This window comes from Amycolatopsis keratiniphila subsp. keratiniphila, assembly GCF_001620365.2.
Lineage (GTDB): Bacteria > Actinomycetota > Actinomycetes > Mycobacteriales > Pseudonocardiaceae > Amycolatopsis > Amycolatopsis keratiniphila.
This window is the reverse complement of sequence record NZ_LQMT02000011.1, coordinates 30,111-51,223: the sequence shown is the minus strand read 5'-3', so window position 1 is coordinate 51,223 and position 21,113 is coordinate 30,111. Positions and strand designations below refer to the sequence as shown.

Here is a 21,113-nt window from a genome sequence, read left to right as displayed (position 1 = left end):
CACGGTCGTGCCCGTGCGGGCACGCCGGTCCGGACCTTCGGGCAGCCCCGCGCCGCGGCCGCTTTTCGACGCAACCCCATTCCACTTCCGGCGTCTTCGGGGACAAAGCTTCGAACAAGGGATGCGAGAGGGGCGCTGAAATGAAATTCACCGCGAAGAAGACCGTCAAAGCCGCCATTGTGGGTGGCGCACTCGCGGCCACCGCACTGCTTTCCGCGTGCACGGGGAACAATGTCGTGGGAAATGGTTCTCCGGTGAAGAACGCGGCCGTCGAACAGGCTCAGCCGGGCGGTGGCCAGGGGGCGGCGGCCGCCGGAGAGTCTTCGAGCGGAGACGTCAACTGCAGCAAGCACGGCGGACAGGTCGGTGCCCCCGGGCGGCCGAAAATGGACCTGATCGCGGTGGCCGCCACGGACGGCACCACGCCGGGCTGCACCGAAGCGTACAACGTGATCACCGAGTACTACGGGAAACTGCCGCAGGCCGAAGGACCCGGCGAGCGGGTGCTCGACATCCAGGGCAAGTGGACTTGCGCCCGCCTGACGGAATCCGGGACCGAGGTGGTCTGCGGTGTGCCGAACAGCTCCCTGCAGCTGGAGGTGCGGTGAGGTGTTCAGCGCGACCACCCGAGCTTTCAGATGTTCAGAACATCTGGTGCTAACATCTGGAGAATGCGAGTCCTTTTCGCCAGCCTTGCGTCGGTCGGCCACACCTATCCGCTGATCCCCCTCGCGATCGCCGCCAGGGACGCCGGGCACGAGGTGTGGTTCGCCGCCGGCGAGAACGTCCATCCGCCGCTGCTCCGGAACGGTCTCAGGCCGTTCCGGCCGGCGGACGCGTTCTACGAGATCTACGCCGAGGACCTCGAACCGGACTTGGCGCGGCTACGGCCCGACCTCGTCGTGCACGAATGGGGGCAACCGGGAGTGGCCGTCGCCGCGGAACGCGCCGGGATCCCGGGGCTCTGGCACGGTTTCGGCCGCATGTTCCCCGACGGGATCGGGCTTCAGCCGCCGGCGCGGCCCGCCCGGCCGCATCTCGACATCTGCCCGCCTTCCTTGCAGGACAAGGATTTCCTCGCGACGGCCGAACGCGTCGAACTGCGTCCCGTTCCGTTCTCCGAACCGGCGCCGCGGCTGGAAAAGACCGCGCGACCGCTGATCTACCTGACGCTCGGCACCGCGTTCGGCACGCCGGCAGTGCTCACCACGGCCATCCGGGGGCTGGCGCCGCTCGGCGCGCACGTGGTGGTCGCGTCGGGACGGATCCGCCCGGAGGAACTCGGCGCCCTCCCGGACGACGTCACGGTGCGGGCCTGGGTAGCGCAACCGGATCTGATGCCGCACGTCGACGTGGTGGTGCACCACGGCGGCAGCGGCACGACGCTCGGCGCCCTCGCCGCCGGTGTCCCGCAGCTGGTCCTCCCCCAGGGCGCCGACCACTTCGCCAACGCCGAAGCGCTGTGCACCGCGGGGGCCGCGCTGAGCCTTCAGCCCGGCGAACTGAACGCGGAAGCCGTCACCGGACACACGCGGACCCTGCTGGGGCGGAACGGCCATCGCGACGCGGCCCGGGCGATCGCCGAGGAGATCGCCCGGATGCCCTCGCCCGACGAGGTCGCCCGCACCCTGCCGGACTGGGCGCGGACCTCGTGAGTGCTAAGGACGGCTAGAGCCAACCGTGTCCCGGTCGGGAACACAGGCACGGCGTGTGCAAAGGCGTGACTCGCGTGATCAGGGACGTGACTCGCGTGATTGGAGGCCGCACTCGGGTGTTCCGCCTCTGATCACGCGAGTTCCGGCTTCGATCACGTGAGTGCGGCTCAGAACCCGAACAGCTCCTGCGGGATCTCGTAGTCGTCCGGCCAGGTCAGCCAGGCGACGTCGGTCGGGCCGATGGCGCAGTTGGCCACCCGCCAGGACCGCGGGTCGTCGTCGACGTTCGTATCGCTCTTCTTCTTGAGCAGGGCGACATAGACGTCGGACATGACGCCGTCGGCCCGGCGGTTCTCGTAGATGGTGCCGGCGTAGTACGGACGGCCGGCTTGGGCGGGACGCATCGTGCCCTGCAGGAACACCCAGGGACCGAGCCGGTCGAGCTGTTCCACGGCCACCTGGACCTGATCGCCGAACTCCTCGTCGAGCCGGGCCGTGGCGGCCTGGAGCACCGCTTCCCGGACCGGGTCGCCGGGGTTCAGCGCCACCGGAAACGGTCGTGCGGACGGGGTGTACATCAAGCTACCTCCCACTGGCGGGCGGCGACGCGAATGATCGCGTCCGCCTGCCCGGTGCTGCTACGGCGTTCTGTCGGATCAGGTCGGCGGGGTGAGGATCTTCACGAGGCCGCCACCGCCGCCCATGCTGATCCTCTGCGAACCGTCGGGGTTGACGTTGTTCGAGCCGATGAACTGGCCATCGCCCGCGTACAGCACGACGTGCCCGCCGTTGTTCGAGATCACCACGTCGCCGGGTTTCGCTTCGGAAAGCGGCACCGACCGCCAGCCGTCCGCTTCGAGGTTGGCCGTCAGGCCCGCGACCGAGGCACTGGCCTGCCCCTTGTCGATCAGGCCCGCCGCCTCGAGACAGCCGGAAACGAAGTTCGCGCAGTTGACGTTGTTGGGCACCCACGACTGCATGGCGGGGAGCTCACCGCTGCCCTTGAGGTCGCCGGCGTTGCGGCCGAGGAACTGCTCCGCGATCTTCGCCGGGTTGTCGCCGCGGGCGTCGATCGGCTTGGCGGGCCTGCCGTCGCCCGGCACTCCGGCGGGGCCACCACCGCCACCACCGCCGCCTCCACCACCGCCGCCGTCTCCCCCGCCGTAGCTGGGAGTGCTGCTGAGGTTGGAGTTGACCGGCTTCGCGTTGACGCTCGACGCCGTGGTCTGGCCGTCGTCGGCGGGGATGAGCTCGATGAAACCGCCTTCGATCTCCAGGCCGAGTGGCTTGAGGAGATCGTCGATCTGCTTCTCGGCGTCGTCCAGCGCCTTCTCGATCTCGTCCTTCTTGCCGTTCGAGTCCTTCTCGTTGAGCGTCCGGAGCCGCTCGATGTCCGACGCGGCCGCGGCGATCTCGTTGTCGTCCTCGGAGCTGTTCTTCCGGCGGCGTGCCGCGTCGATCAGCTTCCGGTTGTCCGCGTCCTTGTCGTTGGCTTCCTGGGCGAGCTGTGCGACCTTCTTCTTGACCTCGTCCAGGATCTCCGACACGCGCTGCAGGATGTTCTTGGCGGCCTCGGCCTTGTCGCTGACCTTGTAGCTGGCCTTGCCGAGCTTTTCGAGGTGGTCGGCGACGGCGTCGGCGTCCTTGCCTTCCCAGTGGCGCAGGACGTCCTCGCGGAAGACCTTGAGGTCGTCGCCGAGGTCGTTGGCCCTGGTTGCGGCTCCGCCGACCTTCCTGGCCTGGTCGTTGACCGCGCCCGAGTTGAGCTTCTGCGTCTGCTGGGCGTGCTTGTCGATGGCGTCCAGCGACTTCGGGCGGTCGTGCGACGGGTCGTCGAGCGTGCTCGGATTCCGCTCCGCGGTGGTCATCGGTAAATCCCCCTGGTTCCCGTCTTCAGTCCGATCAGTCCCGCTCGCGAGCGTTGCCGCGGAGGGTGTCGACACCCGCGGCCTCGTCGTTGCGCATCCGCTGCGCGGCGTTGGCCAGCGCGTTCGACGCGGCGTCGACGAGCTTCGCGGCGGCCGCCAGTTCGGCGTTCACCCCGCGGTGGAAACCCTTGATGGTGGTCCCCGTGCCGGCCGCGTTCTTCAGGTCGCCGAAAGCGGCTCCGGGGTCGCCGTCGCCCAGGTCCTTGCCCGTGCCGGTGTAGCCGTCCTTGAGCCCGCCGACCTTCTTGGCCAGCGCGGCGATCTGCTCTGGATCGAATCGGCGAGTCATGAATGATCCTCCAGCCCGTGCTTGCCTGACCCATATTGCTCTACCGCGCACCCTATGAGTTCCCACCCACGCGTGCGCACCGTTTCCGTAAACGCGATGACGCCGTTCGTGTACACCGACGCATCCGGCCGCGCGTTGGTTCCCGGAAGATTTCCACGGCGTCCTCGGCGGGGAGATCCTACCCTCCCGGCCCCCACCGGCAGAGCCGAAGCTCACCCGGTCGGGGGCTTTGCCAGAATGGGCCGCGATGACCATCGATCGGCGCACTCGCGCCTTGAACTCCCTGTACGGCTTGGCCCTCGGCGACGCGCTGGGTTCCCAGTTCTTCGTCCCCGGAAATCGCGACCACTGGGTGCGGCGGCAACCACCGCCCGGCCCGTGGCAATGGACCGACGACGCCGAAATGGCGTGCTCCGTTTTCGCCGTCCTCGACCGGGGCGGCCACATCGACCAGGACCTGCTCGCCGCGAGCTTCGCGACGCACCACGACTTCGATCGCGGCTACGGCCCGTCCATGAACCGGTTGCTGCGGCTCGTCCGCGAGGGCGGCTCGTGGCGTGAACTGGTCGCGGATCTGTTCGACGGGCAGGGTTCCTGGGGCAACGGCGCGGCGATGCGCGTCGCGCCGCTCGGTGCCTGGTTCGGCGGCGAGCCCGACGAGGCCGCGCGTCAGGCCGCGCTTTCGGCCGAGGTGACCCACACCCATCCGGACGGGGTGGCCGGCGCGATCGCGGTGGCGGTCGCCGCCTCGCTGGCCGCCACCCCGGACCCGCCGTCACCGGAGGACTTCCTCGGCCAGGTGCTGCGGCGGGTGCCGCCGGGCCGCGTGCACGACGGTGTCCGAGCCGCCCTCCGCCTGGTCGGCGAGCCCTCGGCCGAGACCGCCGCCCGGGAGCTGGGCAACGGCAGCCACACCGGCGCTCACGACACGGTGCCGTTCACCCTGTGGGTCGCGGCCCACTACCTCGACGACTACGAGAAGGCCTTCTGGACCACGGCGGCCGCCGGTGGCGACGTCGACACCACGTGCGCCATCGTCGGCGGCATCGTCGCGACCCGAGTCGGTATCGAGGGCCTGCCGCTGTCCTGGCGGGAGACCTGCGAACCGCTGCCGGACTGGGCGGGCGTCTAGACCAAGCCGAGCTCGCGCGCCCGGACTCCGGCCTGGAAGCGGGACTCGGCGCCGAGGGCGGCCATCAGTTCGGCCACCCGGCGCCGATAGGTCCGCACGCCGAGGCCGAGGGTCCGGGCGGCGGCTTCGTCCTTGACGCCGCTGCCGAGCAGGTCCAGCACCGCGGGCGCGAGCCGCCGGATCTCGGACACCCGCGCGTCGAAGACGGCGAGATCGGTCGCCGATCGCCACGCCGCCTCGAACAGCGACATCACGCCCTGCACGGTTTCGGGCTGGGTGATGACGCTGTAGCCGCGCTGCCCGGCGGTGAGGTCACCGGCGAGGATGACGAGTCTGCCGTCCATGACGATCGTCTCGTTGAGGTCCTCGGTGGAGATGCGGACCTGGGCTCCGTGCCGGTCGCGGATGCTCGCCAGCTCCTGCGCGGACCCCGGGTCGAGCAACAGGCCCGCCCGGTAGATCTTGCGGATCCGGACCTGGCCCGCCCTGCGCTCGGCGAGCTCGCCGGCTCCGTGGGCGGCGACCCAGGTCGCGAGGTCGTTGGCCGCGCACGCCATGTCCGTCACGGTCGAGAACAGGTGCCCGACGCGGCGGAACAGCTCCTCCTCGCCGCGCACGATCGTCACCGCATCACTCGTCCGCATGACACCGATACTGCCCCAGCCGCGCGACCGGGTGGCAGCTTGTTGCCATTTTCTGACTACGAGCGGGCGCGTCACGACGCTGAGGGATATGACGAACCTTCACGACACCTGGCGGCTCGGCGACCTCACCGTCAACCGCCTCGGCCTCGGCGCGATGCGGCTGACCGGGATGCCCTGGGACGAGAAACCCAAGAGCCGCGAGGACGCGATCACCGTCCTGCGCCGCGCGATCGAACTCGGCGTCAACCACATCGACACGGCTTCCTTCTACTTCACGCCCACGCGTTCGGCGAACGAGCTGATCGCCACCGCGCTCCAGCCGTACCCCGAAGACCTCGTGATCACCACGAAGGTCGGCGCGGGCCGGTCGCGTGACGGCGAGTTCTCCTTCGCCCGGCCGGACCGGCTGCGCGGCCAGGTCGAGGAGAACATCCGGCAACTCGGCCTCGACCACCTCGACGTCGTCAATCTGCGCTGGGGTGCCGCGATGGGCAAGGAGCCCGGCTCGGTGGCCGAGCATTTCGGCGCGCTGGCGGAGCTGCGCGAGGTGGGCCTTATCCGGCACCTCGGCATCTCCAACGTCATGGCGGACCAGCTGACCGAAGCGAGGTCGATCGCCCCCGTGGTCTGCGTGCAGAACCGCTACGGCCTGGCCGACCGCGAGGACGACGCCCTGCTCGACCTGTGCGGCGAACTCGGCATCGCGTTCGTGCCGTTCTTCGCCGTGACGACCTCGATTCCGGGAGCCGCGCCCGGGGCGGTTCGTGGCGAGGCCGAGGTCGCGAAGGTCGCCGCGGCGCACGACGCGACCCCGGCGCAGATCCGGCTCGCTTGGACACTGCACCGGGGCGCGCACGTCCTCGCCATTCCCGGGACCGGCGATCCCGGGCATCTGGCGGAGAACGTCGCGGCGGGCGGCCTTCGGTTGAGCGAGGCGGACCTGGCTTTGCTGGATGGCGTCGGTCGAGGGTGAATGGCGTTTCATACCGCAGTGCGCGGATGGACGGCGCGCGTGATCAACGGGACGACACGCGTGTCCAGAGGGACGACTCGTTGTGCCGTCCGATCAGTCACGCGAGTCGTCCATCGGCTCACGCGTGTCGTCCAATCAGTCACGCGAAACGGCCGGCCCCGCACAAGGGGTGGTCGTGAGTGGCGATTCGGGCTGGAACCGGTCGATGTTCGCGTACCCGCGCCCGATCAGGGCGAATGTGATTCGCACGCTCGCCGCGGCACGGTCGAGTGTGGAGGATTTGGGACGTTGAGTGTCCCGAATCCTTCCTACTCACCACCCGCCGCGCCGAAGCCTCACCAGCGGACCCGGCGATCCACAGCGACCCAGTTCGTCTCCCAGGTCGTCCCGCCGTCGGCGGAGAACGCCTGCTCGAACCGCGCTTCGTCCGGGCCTTGCCGGAAGACGAGGAAACGCACCTTGATCGGACGGCCGCCGAGCTGGTCGTCGCCGTGGAACTCGCCGACGCCGTCACGGAACCCGCCGCGGACCGACGGGGTGAGCAGACCGTCGCGCATGTTGACGAAGGTCAGGCTCCACCGCTGCGCCTGCGGTTCGTACAGCCGCAGGTTGAGCGCGTCGATCCGCCCGTCGGGGCCCGAAACCTCGAATTCGAGGGCGTTCGCCCGCCGGTCCATGAGCGGACGGACGGTGCTGGTGCCCGCGAACTGGAGCCACTGGTCCGCGGATTCCGACAGCGGCTCGGCGAGCACCCGCACCGTGGAGCGCCAGGTGCCGATCTCCCAGTCGAACGCCCGCTGGGGATCGGTGCCCGAGGTCGACGCGTCGCCCGACGCCACCGTCGCGATCAGCATCAGGGCCGAAAGACCCACTGTCAGGATTCGTTTGTATGGCACGGTCATGGTCCGACTATCCGAGCGGAGAACGGTCATGAACAAGAAGGCACCTCTGGGTAACCTTCCCCGTCCCAACCCGCTGCCCGGCTGTCCGATGGCCGCGGCGTTCGCCGCGATCGGCGGGAAATGGAAACTGACGCTGCTGTACTGGCTCGCCCACGGCGAGTCCCATTTCGCCGGTCTCCGCCGCCGGGGCGCCCCCATCACGCCCAAGGTGCTGGCCGAGCAGCTCCGCGAACTCGAAGCCGACGGACTCGTCGAACGCGTGGTCACCGGGCCGGTCCCGGCGCGCGTCATCTACCGGCTCACTCCTTACGGCGCAACGGTTCTGCCGGTCGTCGAAGGGGTCAGGGTCTGGGGCGAGGCACATCTCGAACGCACGCGGGGCGACGCGGCGCCGAACGCCGCGATGACCTGCGCCGACGTGATCGGATAGCGATCTCGCGTGATTGAAGAACGATCTCGCGTGATTGAAGAGCGATCTCGCGTGATTGGAGGGCGAACACGACTTCACCGCAATCCGGAGCGGCGGGTGGCGGTGGCCGTGGCGAGGGTCTGCAGGACCTCTTGGGTGGCGGCGAGGTCGATGCAGGCATCGGTGATGGACTGGCCGTAGGTGAGCGGCCGGTCGGGGTGGAGGTCCTGGCGGCCCGCCTGGAGGTTGGATTCGAGCATGACGCCGACGATGCCGCGCTGGCCGTTCTTGACCTGTTCGGCGATCTGACCCGCGACGACGGCCTGCCGGAGGTGGTCCTTGCGGCTGTTGTCGTGGCTGGCGTCGATCACGACCCGGCGGGGCAGGCCCGCGTTCTGCAGTGTGGTGAGCGCCGCGCGGACGGACGCCGGGTTGTGGTTCGGCGCGCTGTTGCCGCCGCGCAGCACGAGGTGACAGTCCGGGTTGCCGACGGTGTGCAGGATCGCGGGCAGCCCGCTGGGGTCGACGCCGGGGACGACGTGCCGGGCCTCGGCGGCGCGGATCGCGTCGACCGCGACGGTGACGTCGCCGTCGCGGCGGTTCTTGAAACCGACCGGCATGGACAGACCGCTGGCCAGCATGCGGTGGTTCTGGCTTTCCACGGTGCGCGCGCCGATCGCGCCCCACGAGACGGTGTCGGCGAGGTACGCCGGGATCGTGGTGTCCAGCCATTCGCACGCGGCGGGCAGGCCGCCCTCGGCGAGTTCGAGCAGCAGGTCCCTCGCGATGCGCAGCCCTCGGTTGACGTCGCCGGTGCCGTCGAGGTGCGGATCGTTGATGAGTCCCTTCCAGCCGCCGACCGTGCGGGGCTTTTCGAAGTACACGCGCATGACGATCAGGAGTTCGTCGGCGAACCGGTCCGCCATGGCGGCGAGCCGGTCGGCGTATTCGAGTGCCGCGGCGGGATCGTGGATCGAGCAGGGCCCGGCGATCACGAGCAGCCGGTCGTCCGTGCCGTCGAGGACGCGGAGGACGTTTTCCCTGCCTTGGCGGACCGTGTCGGCCGCGGTCGCGCTGAGCGGCAGTTCGTGGTGCAGCAGGGCGGGAGTGACCAGCGGGACCATCCGGTCGATGCGCTGGTTGTCGAGTTCGACCGTGGCGATGGTTGTCATCACAGATATCCAGGGTTTCTGCCGGCACCGGGGGCGGGAAAGCCGGGTTTTCCCGGCCCGGCCGGCGGTCTCGGGTGAACTAAGAAGCAGGCCCGGCATTTACTCGAGCGAGAATTCTCTTACGCCGAATCTTCCACCATCCGCCACGCGGAACAACGGTCCAACCCGGATTCAGCGACCGGTCCAGATCGGATCCCGTTTTTCGGCGAAGGCACGGGCGCCCTCACTCGCGTCCGCGCTCGTCCGCCGCCGTTCTTCCCACGGATACGAGGTTTTGAACGCTTCTTCGAGCGGGAGGTCGAGTGATTTCAGCGCGGCCTCTTTGATCGCCCGCACCGAAAGCGGCGCGGCACGCACCAGGTCGCCGGTCCATTCGGCGACACACCGGTCCAATTCCGGGAACGGGACGACCTCGTTGACCAGGCCGTGGCGCAGTGCCGTCGCCGCGTCCATTCTGCGTCCGGTCAGCAGATGACCCATCGCCACTTTCTGCGGAAGCTGACGCGGCAACCGGAAAACACCACCGGCCCCGGCGATCAGCCCGAGACGGACCTCCGGCAACCCGAAGACCGCATCTTCGGAAGCGACGACGATGTCGCACGCCAGCACCAGTTCGAAGCCGCCGCCCAGCGCGTAGCCGTGCACACGCGCGACCACCGGTTTGGACAGCGTGAACCGGTCGGTCAGCCGGGGATGGCCCGGCTGACCGGCACTGCCGAACGTCGACGCTTCAACGCCTTCGTCGGTCAGCCGCGCGCGCTCCTTGAGGTCCTGCCCGACCGAGAACGCCCGATCCCCCGCCCCGGTCAGGACCACGGCCCTGACGTCGTCGTCGGCTTCGACGTCGTCCCAGATCCCGGCGAGTTCCGCGTGCATCCGCCGGTCCATCGCGTTCAGCGCTTCGGGCCGGTCCATCGTCACGTAGGCGACGTGGTCCTTCTTCTCGTACCGGACGCCGTTCACCGCGAGCCCACCGCGAAGCCGTCCACCTTGCCGATCACGTCCGCGCCGTAGATGCGCAGGGCCTGCTGCAGCGCGAATTCGGCGATATACCGGCGGAATTCCTCCGGTGGTTCCTCGGAAAGGTTCAGCATGTGCCGGTTGGCCGCGACGGCTTCCCCGTCGAGCCGGGCGAGCGCCTTGTCGATGGCCTCGTCCATGCTCTCCGGAGGGACGACCTCGTCGACGATCGAGCGGGCGTCCGGCTCGTCCGCCCGGAGCTTGCGGCCGCCGAGGATCACCTGCCGGGCCACCCGCGGCCCCGCGATCCGGGAAAGCCGGAAGTTGGAGACGCCGGGGATGATCCCCTCCTTGGCCGCGGGCAGGCTGAGGTACGCGTCGGACGCCGCCAGCACATGGTCGAAGACCAGCAGCAGCTGGGTCCCGCCGCCGATGGCGAAGGAATCGACGGCCGCCAGCCAGGGTTTGCCGGTGAACCCGGAATGCCAGGAATCGTCCGTCAGCAGACCGCGGAAGATCTTCTGGATGTACCCCGTTTCCCGCCGCAGCAGGAAATCCACCAACGGGATGTCCCCGGAGCTGAGCTTCTTGAGGTTGATCCCCGCGCAGAACACCCGGCGCCCCGCGTAACGGGGATGGCTCATCACTCCGCCCCGCAGCAGTCCCACCCGGATGGACGGGTCGAGCAGCACCAGGTCGACCGCGGTCTCCATGTCGTCGACCTGCTGGGCGTCCTCGGCGTTCAGGCAGTCGTCCCGGCACAGGGTCAGGTGCGCGACGCCGTCCCGCCGCTCCAGCCGGACGGCTTCCATCCGCACCACGCCGGTTTCGAGGAACTCCGGGAGCAGCCGCTGAGCCCTGGCGGTGGGCCGGAGCATGGCGTCGAGCAGATGCGGGCCGGCGTTCGGGGCGCGCAGGATCCCGCGCAGGAAGATGCCCTGGTCGATCTCGCGCCCTTCCTTCTCCGCCTGCGGCCGCGCACGCTCGGCCGCCATCTGCTCCTCCGACGGCACCAGACCGGGAAAGGCGAGCGCGGCGGCGCGGACGAGTTCGTCCATCCGCAGGTATCGCGTCCTGCCGTCGGTGAGTTCGGCGTAGATCTCTTCGGCGTGCGCCTCGACGAAGGCCGCGCGCAGCGTCCGGACGTCGTCGTCGACCCGGTGGGCCTCCCCCGCCAGGGCCCGGAGGTCGAGCCCTGGCGAAAGAGCCGTCACGACTTGGCTTCCCGCCGCAGGGCCCGGTCGGCCGCGGCCAGATGGGAACCGAGAGCCTCTTCGAAGGTGGTCGAGCCCGCTTCGAAGATCAGCTGCCGCCGGATCGCCGTCTCGGCGCCGTCCATGACGACGTTCAGCTCGGCCAGCGTCTTCGCCGGGTCTTCGGACACCTCGTCGATCAGGTCGAGGGCGAGCGCGCGCTCCGTCCCGAGCGGGGCCCCGAGCAACACGGCCCGGCGGATGCCCGCCGCCCCCGCCTGTTTGGTGAGCCGGTACACGGTCATGCCCGGCCAGGTGCCACCGCCGGCCGACGCGAGCCGCAGCGTGGTGCCCGGTTCGGCGATCCGGATGTCGGCGGCGAGAAGGAGGTCCAAGGCCGTTCCGGCGCATTCGCCCGACGCCACCGCGGCCGTGAGCCTGCCGAGGCGTTCGAACCGGCGCACGACCCGCTCCCATTTGGACACGAGCCCGACCGCCAGCCCCTTCGCCCAGCCGTCGGCCGGGGCGCCCGTGACGTGGATGGTGACCGGTCCCGGTTCACGCTGGTCCTCGGCCCGATCGCACAGCGCGTCGATCTCCTCGACGATCGCGGCGGACAGCGGACGGGATCCGTCGAAGCGCAGCATCGGCCCGCCCTTGTTTTCGTTACGTGTCACCATTGGATAAGCGCCATTTCGATCGTGGAGCCGGGCCCCATGGTCATGAGCACGCCGTAGTCCCCCGGACGGGCGACGTCTTCGTCGGCGAGCCGCTCGTAGGAGAAGAGGAAGGAGCCGCTGGAGAGGTTCCCGTAGTCGCGGAGCACACCGGTGGTGTGGCGCACGTCGTACCGGCTCAGGCCGAGGTTGACGACGACGGCGTCGATCACCTTCTTCCCGCCCGAATGCACCAGCCAGTGGCCGATGTCGCTGCGGCGCAGGCCCGTCCCGGACAGAAGCCGGTCGATGACGATTTCGGCGTGCGCGCCGACCACGTAGGGGATCTGCGGGTCGAGGAAGAAACTGAACCGGTCCTGGTCACGGTCCCAGTCGTAGCGCATCGCGTCGACCGCGTCGGTGATGATGTAGCTGGCGAATTTCAGGACGCGCGGACCCGGCACGCGCCCGTCACCGGAGACGACCGCGAGCGCCGCGGATCCGTCGCCGAAAAGACTGTTGACCACCGCGGTCCGCATCGTGCCGTCCAGCGCGTAGGCGGCGGAACACGCCTCGCTGCACAGGACGACGCCGAGTTCGCCGGGATGCGCCGCGGACCAGCCCGCGACCACGTTGAGCGCGTTGAGACCGGCGTTACAGCCCATGCCCACGATATCCGAGCGGCTGCAATGCGGGTCGATGCCCATTTCCCGGATGACGAGCGCGCTCAGGCCGGGCGTCAGGAACCCGGTCGAGGTGACACAGCACAGGTGACGCAGATCCGAAAGCGTCGCTCCGGCCGTTTTCAGGCAGGCTTCCAAGGCACGGCAACCCATGTCGACGGCGATCTTCTTGTGCTTGTCGAGGAGGTCGCCCTGCGGCTCGGCCGCGCGGGCGCCGCCGGTACCCTCCGGCGGCAGGGTGAGGAAACGCCGGTCGATGGCGCTGTTCAGGAAGACCGAGCGGATCTTCGGATCCTCGATGTCGAGGATTTCGAGCAGCTCGGACTGCGAGTAGGACGACTCGGACACCGCGGTGCCGACGCCGGCGAATCGGGTGATCTCGGTCAATCCATTGTGGACGGAAAGGTCCGCGGTGGTTTCGGCCAGGGCAGTCATCGATACATCCATCCCCATGTTCTCAATTTGCTCCGGAGCAGCTGCTTGTACCGCGCGGCGCGCATCGACCTCACCTTTCTCTCGTCTCGTGTGCTGGTTCGGTCCGTGAAGGACTCCTTGAGGGACCTCAGGAGTCCTTCACGGACAAGGAAATCAGGCCGAAAGCGGCACTCCGGTCAGCCGCCGCTCGATCTCGCGGCTGGTGGCGTAGTCCGGCAGCAGGCCCTGCCGCTGCGCCTCCGCGAGCGTGATGGCCACCTGGTCCCGGTCGGACAGGATCGGGTCGACGCCGGAGCCGATGGGCAGGCCCAAGGCGGGGTCCAGCGCGGAAAGAGCGAGTTCGTTCTCCGGCACGTAGCCCCCGGAGAGCATGTACGACATGACGGTGTCGTCCTCGAGCGCGACGAAGGCGTGGCCGACACCGACGGGGAAGTACATCGTCCGGTGGGTCTCCTGGTCCATCAGGACCGAGTCCCATTTCCCGAACGTGGGCGAGCCGACCCGGATGTCGACCACGATGTCCAGGGCCTTGCCGCGGGCACAGTAGACGTACTTCGCGATCCCCGGCGGGGTCACGGTGTAGTGGACACCGCGCACCACACCGCGTTTGGACACACTGTGGTTCGTCTGCGCCACGGGGAAGAGCGGGCCGCCGTGCGCCTCGGCGAACGCTTCCTCCTGGAACGGCGAGAGGAACAGGCCCCTGTCGTCCGGAAAGACGCGCGGGGTGAATTCGAGCGCGCCCTCGACGGCGAGTTTACGTGCTTGCACAGCTACTCCTGCGGTTGGCGTGATCAGAGGGTGGACAGCACTTCGCGGACCGCGTGGATCACCTTGTCCTGCAGATCCGCGGACAGCGCCGGGTACATCGGCAACGAGAAGATCTCGCCCGCCAGCTTCTCGGTGACCGGCAGCGACCCGGTCTCGTAGCCGAGGTGCGCGAACCCGGTCATGGTGTGCACGGGCCACGGGTAGCTGATGTTCAGGTGGATGTCGTAGGCCTTGAGCCGCTCGAGGATCTCGTCACGGCGCGGGTGGCGCACCACATACACGTAGTACACGTGCTCGTTGCCGGGGACGGTCTTCGGCAGCTTCAGCTCGGTGTCGCCGAGACCTTCGACGTACCGCTCGGCGACGGCGCGGCGGCCCGCCGTGTACGCGTCGAGCCGGGTGAGCTTGCGCCGCAGGATCTCGGCCTGGACCTCGTCCAGGCGGCTGTTGTGGGCCGGCGTCTCGATCGTGTAGTACCGCTCCTCCATGCCGTAGTACCGCAACCGCCGCAGCCGCCGCTCCACGTCTTCCCGGGAGGTGATGGTCGCGCCGCCGTCCCCGTAGGCACCGAGCACCTTGGTCGGATAGAAGGAGAACGCCGCCGCGTCGCCGGTCGACCCGGCGATCGTGCCGTTCTGCCGGGCCCCGTGCGCCTGCGCGCAATCCTCCAAAATGGACAGTCCGTGCTTCGCGGCGAGCTCCTTCAACGGCGCCATATCCACGCACTGCCCGTACAGGTGCACGGGCAGGAGGCATTTGGTGCGTTCGGTGATCGCGGCGGCGACCTGGCTCGTGTCCATCAGGAAATCGTCTTCGCGGACGTCGACGAAGACCGGGGTGGCACCGGTTCCGTCGATGGCGACCACGGTCGGAGCGGCGGTGTTCGACACCGTGATCACTTCGTCGCCCGGACCGACACCCAGCGCCTGGAGACCGAGCTTGATCGCGTTCGTCCCGTTGTCGACCCCGACGCAATGCTCGACCCCGTGGTACGCGGCGAATTCCGCCTCGAAGCCGCGGAGGCTCGCGCCGAGCACGAGCTGTCCCGAATTGAAGACCGTCTCGACCGCGTCGAGCAGGTCGAGCCGCTCCTTCCCGTATTCGGCCAGGTAGTCCCAAACGCGCGTGGTCATGTGCGTGCCTTTCCGTGAACTGGGGCGGTCAAAGCGGCGACGGTACGACGCACGCCTTCGGGCAGCGAGATCTCCGGGCGCCAGCCGGTGATCGCCCGGAAGGCGGCGGAATCGATGGTGATACTGCGAAGGTCCGTCGCGGGCGCGTGGGACGGCGGTTCCACGCAGGCCACCTCCACCGGGTCCGTCCCGGTGTGCTCGGACATCTCCTTCGCCACGAGCCGGAACACCTCACCCAGCCGGTCGCCCCGGCCCGCACCGATCAGCCAGTGCCCGCCCACCAGGGAATCCGGGTGATCCAGTGCCGCGGTGAAGGCCTTGGCGACGTCCTCGACGTGGATCAGGTCGCGTCGCACCGTCCCGTCGCCCCAGACGGTGAGAGGCAGCCCTTCGAGCGCTCGCCGCGCCATGGCGGACACGACACCGCGGTCGTGGTTCGCGCCTTCGGTCGCGGTTTCACCGAAGATCGTCGGCAGCCGCAGGCTGATCCCCCGCACCCGGCCGTCGGCGGTCGCCTTCTTGAGGATCTGTTCCGCTTCGAGCTTCTGAACGTCGTACGGAGTCGCTGGATGGTCGGGTTCGGTCCCGTCGAGCGGTTCCCGTGGCGGCACACCGACCTGCGTCGTGGTGCCGGCGAACAGCACCAGCGGGGGCGGCCCGTCACCGTTCCCGGCGACGTCGACGAGGTCCCGCAGAACGCCCACGTTCACGCGTTCCGCTCCCTGCGTCTCGGCCGCCCGCCAGCCGCCGTCGCCCAGGAGCAGGTAGACGATCGCGTCGGAGCCCGCGACGGCGTCGGCGAGCGCGGCGCGGTCGGTGAGGTCGGCGGCGACGACGGTGGTTTCCGCCGGTCCGGGGGCGGGGGTGAAACGCTTGCGCGACACCGCCCGCAGCCGGATCGGCCGTCGGGACAGTTCACGGGTGACGGCCGAGCCGAGGAAACCCGACGCGCCGAGGACGGTGATCTGCTTCATGTCAGGCGCCTCCGCGCGGCTGTGCGGTCAAAGCGTTGATACACGCCAGAAGGGTGCGGGCTTCCACGTTCACGTAGTGCCCGTGCCGGGTGAGCGCGGTGAGCTGCGCCGGGGTGACCCAGGCGTAGCCGGGCGGCGGATCGACCGTGTCGCCTGCCTCGACCGCGAGATAGCGGGCCCTGACGTTGAGGAACCGGCCACCCTCCTCGGAATGTATCGCCTCGTAAAGGATCCGCGACCGCGGGACCGACATGATCTCGTCGAGGAAGGGCGGGCGGCTCTCTTCGGGCAGATGCGCGTAGTTGTGCGGTGTGCACTGCAGCGTCGGCGCCAGCTCGACGGTGTCCACGAAGCCGCCGTCGACCCGGGCGTGCACCAGGACGTGCCGCACGCCGTCGATCTCACGGACGAGGAACGCGACGACCCCCAGCCCCACGGATTCCAGCAACGGCTGGGTCCAGCTGATCTTCTCCCGGTTGCTCCCCTTCACCGCGACCGCGAGGACCTTGAAGTACCGGCCTTCCTCGTGCTCGATCGCCTCGGCGCCCTGTTTCCAGCCGCGGACGTCCTTGAGCGGGATACGGGCGGCGCGCACGTCGTGGCGCGAACGTTCGTTCGTGAACCACGACAGGAGCTGGACGTCGGAGAGCACCGCGCCGGGAGCCGGGTCGTGGTAGGGAAGACACGACAACACGCTCCTCGAGTTCATGTTGATCGTCTCGTCCTCGTACATCAGTTCCGCGATCTGACCGAGGGTGAGCCAGCGGAAGTCGTCGCCCTGCGGCACGTCGTCGACGGTCTCGACGATCATGTTGCGGTTGCTCTTCCGGAAGAACCACGACCCCTGCTCCGCCTGGAGGACGTCGACGATGACCCGGTCGGGGTCGGGCGGCGCGAAGTATTCGATCATTTTGACGTTCGAGCCGCCGTGCGCCTTGGTGTAATTGCTGCGGGTGGCCTGCACGGTCGGCGACAACTGCACCAGATTGGGATTCCCCGGCTCCATCTTCGCCTGCATCAGGAAATGCAGGACACCGTCGAATTCCTTGGCGAGGATGCCGAGAATACCCACTTCGGGCTGTTTGATGACCGGCTGCTGCCATTCGCGGTAAGGACCGTCGCCGTGCGGACCGTCGTGCTCGACCACGTGCAGGCCTTCGATGGCGAAGAACCGCCCGCTGCTGTGCACGAGATTGCCCGTCCCGCCCTGGAATCCCCATTGGTCGAGATCCGCGAACGGGATGTGTTCGACGTGGAACACGTTCGCCTCACGACGTTCGTCGATCCACGCGCGGACGTCTTCGGTCCGCATATGCGCTCCGTCGGTGGTGGCCGCCGACAAGGCGATGCGATCCGTGTGGTCGCGGTCTTCCCGCGGGCGCACCGCGGGCGGTGGTACCAGGCAACGCAGCATCATAGGACTTCTCGGCATCCCGCTGCTCCATGTCGTCGATCGGGTAGTGGCCGGAACTGAGGCGAAACCCCGCGCGCATCGTCGATTCATCAACCCCCATGCCCCGCTAAAAGGTAGCTTCGGCGGCTCTCGGGGGTCCAGATCGTCCAATTCGGCGGCCTGGAAGGTTGACTGTCCATAAGGGACATCGAGCGGAAGGTGCGAAGCCCGCCTACAGGAACTGTTCCTTCTGCACCGCCGAGTGCGTGCTCCAAGCCTGTTGCTCGGTCTCCCGCACCTGTTCCTCGGCCGTCTGTTCCAGTCGTTTCACCGCGAATCGCAGGATCGGTGGGGCCATCAGCGGCGTGACGATGGCGACGAGGATGACGATCGTGTAGATCTCCACGCCGAGGATGCCCAGCCGCAGGCCGACGGTGGCGACCATGATCCCGATGACGCCGCGGGCGTTGAGCCCGGCGCCGAGCGCCAGCCCTTCCCATTTGTTCAGGCCGCTGATCCGCGCTCCGGCGTACACACCGGTGAACTTGCCGATGATGGCCAGCGCGAGCACCGCGAGCCCGGTGAGCAGCACCTCAGGGCGGATGAGCGCGGTGAGATCCATGCGCAGACCGGCCGTGGCGAAGAAGAGCGGCGCGAACACCGAAAGGACGACGGTGCGCAAGGGCGCCAGCACGGCCGGGTCCACCTTTCCCGCCGTGCCGATCAGGATGCCGCAGATGAACGCGCCGAAAAGGGCCTCGAGACCGAGTGCGTGCGTGCCGGCCGAAGCGAGGAGCAACAGGGCGACGACGACACCGACGGTGGCCCAGGGGCCGTCGGACCTGCCTGCCACGCGCAGCGCGCCCCTGACCAGGGGTCTGCCGAGCGTGAGCGCGAAGACGACGATGGCGATCAAGCAGGCGAGGGAAACGAGCACGGTGCCCGCCGTCACCGCCTGCACGGCCATCGCGCTGACGACGGACAGCAACAGCCAGCCGAACACGTCGTCGATCATCCCCGCGGCGAGGGTGAGCTGCCCGACGTTGCGGTGCAACAGGTTCATGTCGATCAGGGTCTTGGCGATGACGGGGATGGCGCTGACGCACATCGCCACCCCGAGGAACAGCGCGAAGACGGTGACGTCGGTCCCGTCGGGGATCAGCATCCTCGGCAGGACGAAACCCGCGCCGATTCCGAGGCCCAGCGGGATGATCAACCCGCCGAAGCCGACTCCGGCCGCGGCACCGAAACGCCGCCGGACCATCCGCATGTCCAGCTGCATACCGGTCAGCCCGACCAGCAACAGGACCCCGATCTGGCCGACGGCGTCGAGCAGGTGGTACTGCTCGGCGACCGCCGGGAAGAGCCGGCCGTGCAACCCCGGTAGCGCCCACGCCAGCAAGGAAGGACCGAGCAGCACCCCGACGAACAACTCGCCGACGACGGCAGGCATCCCGAACCGGGCCGCGAGGCGTCCGAAGACGACGGCGAGCAGAAGCAGCAGACCCGCCTGCAGCAGGAAGATCAGGAGACTGTGCGCGGCGATCGGGGCGATCGGCGCGGGAAGCGAGAGAAACACTTTCCTCCTTCGGCAAACGCGGCACACGTGACCGGACCCGGAGCACGGCCCGTGTCCGGTCACGCGAAATCGTCAGGCGTGGCGGGAAACCCTCGTGCTCAACCGCCGGGCCGCGCTCACCGAGTCGCAGCCCGCCAGGCCCAGCGCGTTCCGGAGTTCGACGGCGAGCAGGTCGAGCACCTGACGGGCACCCTCCTGGCCGTCCGCGGCCAGCCCCCACATGAAGGGCCGCCCGACGAGCACTCCCGACGCGCCGAGGGCGAGCGCCTTGAGTACGTCCCCGCCCGTCCGGATACCGCCGTCCAGCAACACTTCGCAGCCGCCGGAGACGGCGTCCGCGATCTCCTCCAGCATCGCGATCCCCGGGACGGCGCCGTCCAACTGACGGCCTCCGTGGTTGGACACCACGATCCCGGCGGCACCCGCGTCGACGGCGCGCACCGCGTCCTCGACCGCGAGGATCCCCTTGAGCACCACCGGAAGGCCCGTGTGCGCGCGGACCGCCTCGACGGATTCCCAAGTGGCCGGGGCGAATTCGCGCGCGGTGTGGTCGGCGACGGCGGAAAGCCCTTCGGTCCGGCGATGCGCGGCCGCACCGGCGTCGAAGTTGGCCGCCGTCACCGATTCCGGCAACGCGAAGCCGTTCCGCATGTCCCGAAGCCGCCGCCCCATCCACGGCACGTCGACGGTGAACACGATGGCCTCGCAGCCGGCGTCCTCCGCGCGGCGCACGAGCTCCAGGGACCGCTTTTCGTCGCGCAGCCAGTACAGCTGGAACCACGGCCGTCCACCGACGGCCGCGATCTCCTCCAGCGGGACACTGCTGAGCGTGCAGATGGTGTACGGCACCCCGGCGTCGCGCGCCGCTCGTGCCGCCGCGAGCTCGCCTTCGGGATGGAACAACCGCTGGTACGCGACCGGCGCGACCGCCACAGGGAGCGAAGCGCGCCGGCCGAGCACCTCGGCCTCGGTGGTGCCGCCGGTCAGATCACGCAGCATCCGGGGGATCACGAAGATCCGCTCCAGCGCGGTGCGATTGGCCGCCAGCGATGCCTCGGCGCCGCTGCCCCCGGCGAGAAAATCCCAGATCTCGCCGGGCAGCACCGCCCGTGCGGCACGTTCGAGGTCGTCCAGGCAGAGGTGGGTCATCGCCGGGCGGGGCCGAGCTTGCTCTGCCCGGTGCGCTCCAGCTCCACGGCTTCGTACAGGGCCTTGATGTTCGAGCTGCCGAACGTGCCGGCGCCCTGGCGCTCGATGATCTCGAAGAAGATCGTCTTACGCGGATGCGTGGAGGCGGTGAAGATCTGGAACAGCTGGCCGCCGTGGTCCTCGTCGGCGAGCAGTTTCGTCTCGCGCAGATCGTCCAGCGAGTGCGTCTCCAGCTCGATCCGCTCGCCGAGCAGGTCGTAGTAGGTGTCCGGGGTCTTCAGGAATTCCACGCCGCGCGCGGAAAGCTCCTTGACCGCGCGGACCGCGTCCGGGCTGGTGAAGGCGATGTGCTGGACACCGGACCCGTGGTGCTCCTTGATGAAGTCGTCGATCTGCCCGGGGTCGGCGGTCTTGTCGGGCTCGATCAGGGTGAGGGTGACCGCTCCCGACGTGCTCTGCACGACGGTGGAGTTCATCGCCTGCGCGCCGACCACGATGTGCTCTTCGAAGATCTGCTTGAAGCCGAGCGCGCGCTCGTAGAACGCCACCGTGGGGCCGAGGTCGCCCGCGTTCAGGCAGACCGCGAAGTGGTCGATCACGCCGAGGTCCACACCGCCCTTGCCGCGCGGGGCCTCCTCGGCGACGTCGCTCTGGATCAGGGTGTGCACGACATCGCCGAAACCGCCGACGGTGGCCGTGACGACCGAGTCCGACCGCTTCTCCGGCTCGCGGACGGGTTCCGCGCCCGCCTTCACCGCGGCCTCGAAGGCGGCGGCCACGTCGGGGGTGCGCAGCGCGATGTCGGCCACCCCGTCACCGTGGGTCTGCAGGTAGGTCGCCCCGGGGTGCCGGTCCGACAGCGGCTCGGTCAGCACCAGCGCGATCGCGCCGTGCCGCAGCGTCACGCTCCGGTGGTCGGCCGACCGGTCGGTGGCCGTGACGGAGAAGTCGTACTTGTCCATCCAGCCGGACGCGGCCACCTCGAGGTTGGCCACATACATTTCCACATAGTCGATCTCGAAATTCTGCGTGCTTTCGTGAGAAGACAAGACATTCCTCCGTGGAATAGATGTAATCCTCGAT

General features: G+C 68.9%; 22 protein-coding genes. 5 read left to right on the top strand and 17 right to left on the bottom strand.

The window, feature by feature from the left end:
• Positions 1–140: 140 nt before the first annotated feature.
• Positions 141–608 (top strand): hypothetical protein, encoded by a 468-nt coding sequence (locus AVR91_RS11165; RefSeq protein WP_394329950.1) that lies wholly within the window; start codon positions 141–143, stop codon positions 606–608.
• Between the two features lie 63 nt (positions 609–671).
• Positions 672–1,655, top strand: coding sequence for a glycosyltransferase (locus tag AVR91_RS11160; protein ID WP_063275772.1), 984 nt, complete (start codon positions 672–674; stop codon positions 1,653–1,655).
• A 167-nt stretch (positions 1,656–1,822) separates the two neighbouring features.
• Here AVR91_RS11160 and AVR91_RS11155 read toward each other — a convergent pair whose 3' ends face one another.
• From AVR91_RS11155 to AVR91_RS11145, 3 genes are all read right to left on the bottom strand, one after another.
• Positions 1,823–2,233 carry a hypothetical protein gene (locus tag AVR91_RS11155; RefSeq protein ID WP_063275773.1) on the bottom strand — a complete coding sequence of 137 codons (411 nt, stop codon included), beginning with the start codon at positions 2,231–2,233 and terminating at the stop codon, positions 1,823–1,825.
• A 78-nt stretch (positions 2,234–2,311) separates the two neighbouring features.
• Complete coding sequence (locus AVR91_RS11150) at positions 2,312–3,523, bottom strand: hypothetical protein (RefSeq protein WP_063275774.1); 1,212 nt, start codon at positions 3,521–3,523, stop codon at positions 2,312–2,314.
• A gap of 34 nt (positions 3,524–3,557) precedes the next feature.
• Complete coding sequence (locus AVR91_RS11145; protein ID WP_063275775.1) at positions 3,558–3,872, bottom strand: hypothetical protein; 315 nt, start codon at positions 3,870–3,872, stop codon at positions 3,558–3,560.
• Positions 3,873–4,119: 247 nt separating this feature from the next.
• Here AVR91_RS11145 and AVR91_RS11140 point away from each other — a divergent pair, with 247 nt between their 5' ends.
• The gene (locus AVR91_RS11140) at positions 4,120–5,004 is read left to right on the top strand and encodes an ADP-ribosylglycohydrolase family protein (RefSeq protein WP_063275776.1); all 885 of its coding nucleotides are present in this window, start codon (positions 4,120–4,122) and stop codon (positions 5,002–5,004) included.
• On the opposite strand, the gene AVR91_RS11135 is transcribed toward AVR91_RS11140, so the two are convergent.
• Positions 5,001–5,648 (bottom strand): response regulator transcription factor, encoded by a 648-nt coding sequence (locus AVR91_RS11135; RefSeq protein WP_063275777.1) that lies wholly within the window; start codon positions 5,646–5,648, stop codon positions 5,001–5,003. The two genes, AVR91_RS11140 and AVR91_RS11135, sit on opposite strands and share 4 nt — an antisense overlap.
• 88 nt (positions 5,649–5,736) lie before the next feature.
• On the opposite strand from AVR91_RS11135, the gene AVR91_RS11130 reads away from it, so the two are divergent.
• Positions 5,737–6,621 carry an oxidoreductase gene (locus AVR91_RS11130; RefSeq protein WP_063275778.1) on the top strand — a complete coding sequence of 295 codons (885 nt, stop codon included), beginning with the start codon at positions 5,737–5,739 and terminating at the stop codon, positions 6,619–6,621.
• A gap of 335 nt (positions 6,622–6,956) precedes the next feature.
• Here the strand turns inward: AVR91_RS11130 and AVR91_RS11125 are convergent, their stop codons facing one another.
• Positions 6,957–7,523, bottom strand: coding sequence for a hypothetical protein (locus AVR91_RS11125; RefSeq protein ID WP_228709181.1), 567 nt, complete (start codon positions 7,521–7,523; stop codon positions 6,957–6,959).
• Positions 7,524–7,551: 28 nt separating this feature from the next.
• Between AVR91_RS11125 and AVR91_RS11120 the strand changes: the two genes are divergently transcribed.
• Positions 7,552–7,953, top strand: coding sequence for a winged helix-turn-helix transcriptional regulator (locus tag AVR91_RS11120; protein ID WP_228708002.1), 402 nt, complete (start codon positions 7,552–7,554; stop codon positions 7,951–7,953).
• A gap of 74 nt (positions 7,954–8,027) precedes the next feature.
• Here AVR91_RS11120 and AVR91_RS11115 read toward each other — a convergent pair whose 3' ends face one another.
• The 12 genes from AVR91_RS11115 to hppD form a co-directional block, all read right to left on the bottom strand.
• Entirely contained in the window at positions 8,028–9,104 is a 1,077-nt protein-coding gene (locus tag AVR91_RS11115; protein WP_063275779.1) for a 3-deoxy-7-phosphoheptulonate synthase, read from the bottom strand.
• A gap of 171 nt (positions 9,105–9,275) precedes the next feature.
• Entirely contained in the window at positions 9,276–10,067 is a 792-nt protein-coding gene (dpgD, locus tag AVR91_RS11110) for an enoyl-CoA-hydratase DpgD (protein ID WP_063275780.1), read from the bottom strand.
• Positions 10,064–11,278: a (3,5-dihydroxyphenyl)acetyl-CoA 1,2-dioxygenase DpgC gene (dpgC, locus tag AVR91_RS11105; protein WP_083737494.1), complete on the bottom strand. Its 1,215-nt coding sequence runs from the start codon at positions 11,276–11,278 to the stop codon at positions 10,064–10,066. Before dpgC ends, dpgD begins: the two co-directional genes overlap by 4 nt.
• The gene (gene dpgB, locus AVR91_RS11100; RefSeq protein ID WP_063275781.1) at positions 11,275–11,937 is read right to left on the bottom strand and encodes an enoyl-CoA-hydratase DpgB; all 663 of its coding nucleotides are present in this window, start codon (positions 11,935–11,937) and stop codon (positions 11,275–11,277) included. Before dpgB ends, dpgC begins: the two co-directional genes overlap by 4 nt.
• Positions 11,931–13,031 (bottom strand): 3,5-dihydroxyphenylacetyl-CoA synthase DpgA, encoded by a 1,101-nt coding sequence (gene dpgA, locus AVR91_RS11095; RefSeq protein ID WP_063275782.1) that lies wholly within the window; start codon positions 13,029–13,031, stop codon positions 11,931–11,933. The genes dpgB and dpgA overlap by 7 nt, the downstream gene beginning before the upstream one ends.
• A gap of 153 nt (positions 13,032–13,184) precedes the next feature.
• Positions 13,185–13,802 carry a dTDP-4-dehydrorhamnose 3,5-epimerase family protein gene (locus AVR91_RS11090; RefSeq protein WP_063275783.1) on the bottom strand — a complete coding sequence of 206 codons (618 nt, stop codon included), beginning with the start codon at positions 13,800–13,802 and terminating at the stop codon, positions 13,185–13,187.
• A 23-nt stretch (positions 13,803–13,825) separates the two neighbouring features.
• On the bottom strand, positions 13,826–14,935 hold the full coding sequence (locus AVR91_RS11085) for a DegT/DnrJ/EryC1/StrS family aminotransferase (RefSeq protein ID WP_063275784.1): 1,110 nt from the start codon (positions 14,933–14,935) through the stop codon (positions 13,826–13,828).
• Complete coding sequence (locus tag AVR91_RS11080; protein ID WP_063275785.1) at positions 14,932–15,909, bottom strand: NAD-dependent epimerase/dehydratase family protein; 978 nt, start codon at positions 15,907–15,909, stop codon at positions 14,932–14,934. Before AVR91_RS11080 ends, AVR91_RS11085 begins: the two co-directional genes overlap by 4 nt.
• A 1-nt stretch (position 15,910) precedes the next feature.
• Positions 15,911–17,323, bottom strand: coding sequence for an NDP-hexose 2,3-dehydratase family protein (locus AVR91_RS11075; RefSeq protein ID WP_063275804.1), 1,413 nt, complete (start codon positions 17,321–17,323; stop codon positions 15,911–15,913).
• Positions 17,324–17,534: 211 nt separating this feature from the next.
• Positions 17,535–18,881 (bottom strand): cation:proton antiporter, encoded by a 1,347-nt coding sequence (locus AVR91_RS11070; RefSeq protein ID WP_063275786.1) that lies wholly within the window; start codon positions 18,879–18,881, stop codon positions 17,535–17,537.
• 72 nt (positions 18,882–18,953) lie between these two features.
• Entirely contained in the window at positions 18,954–20,030 is a 1,077-nt protein-coding gene (locus AVR91_RS11065) for an alpha-hydroxy acid oxidase (RefSeq protein ID WP_063275787.1), read from the bottom strand.
• Positions 20,027–21,079, bottom strand: coding sequence for a 4-hydroxyphenylpyruvate dioxygenase (gene hppD, locus AVR91_RS11060; protein WP_076857316.1), 1,053 nt, complete (start codon positions 21,077–21,079; stop codon positions 20,027–20,029). Before hppD ends, AVR91_RS11065 begins: the two co-directional genes overlap by 4 nt.
• Positions 21,080–21,113 lie beyond the last annotated feature (34 nt).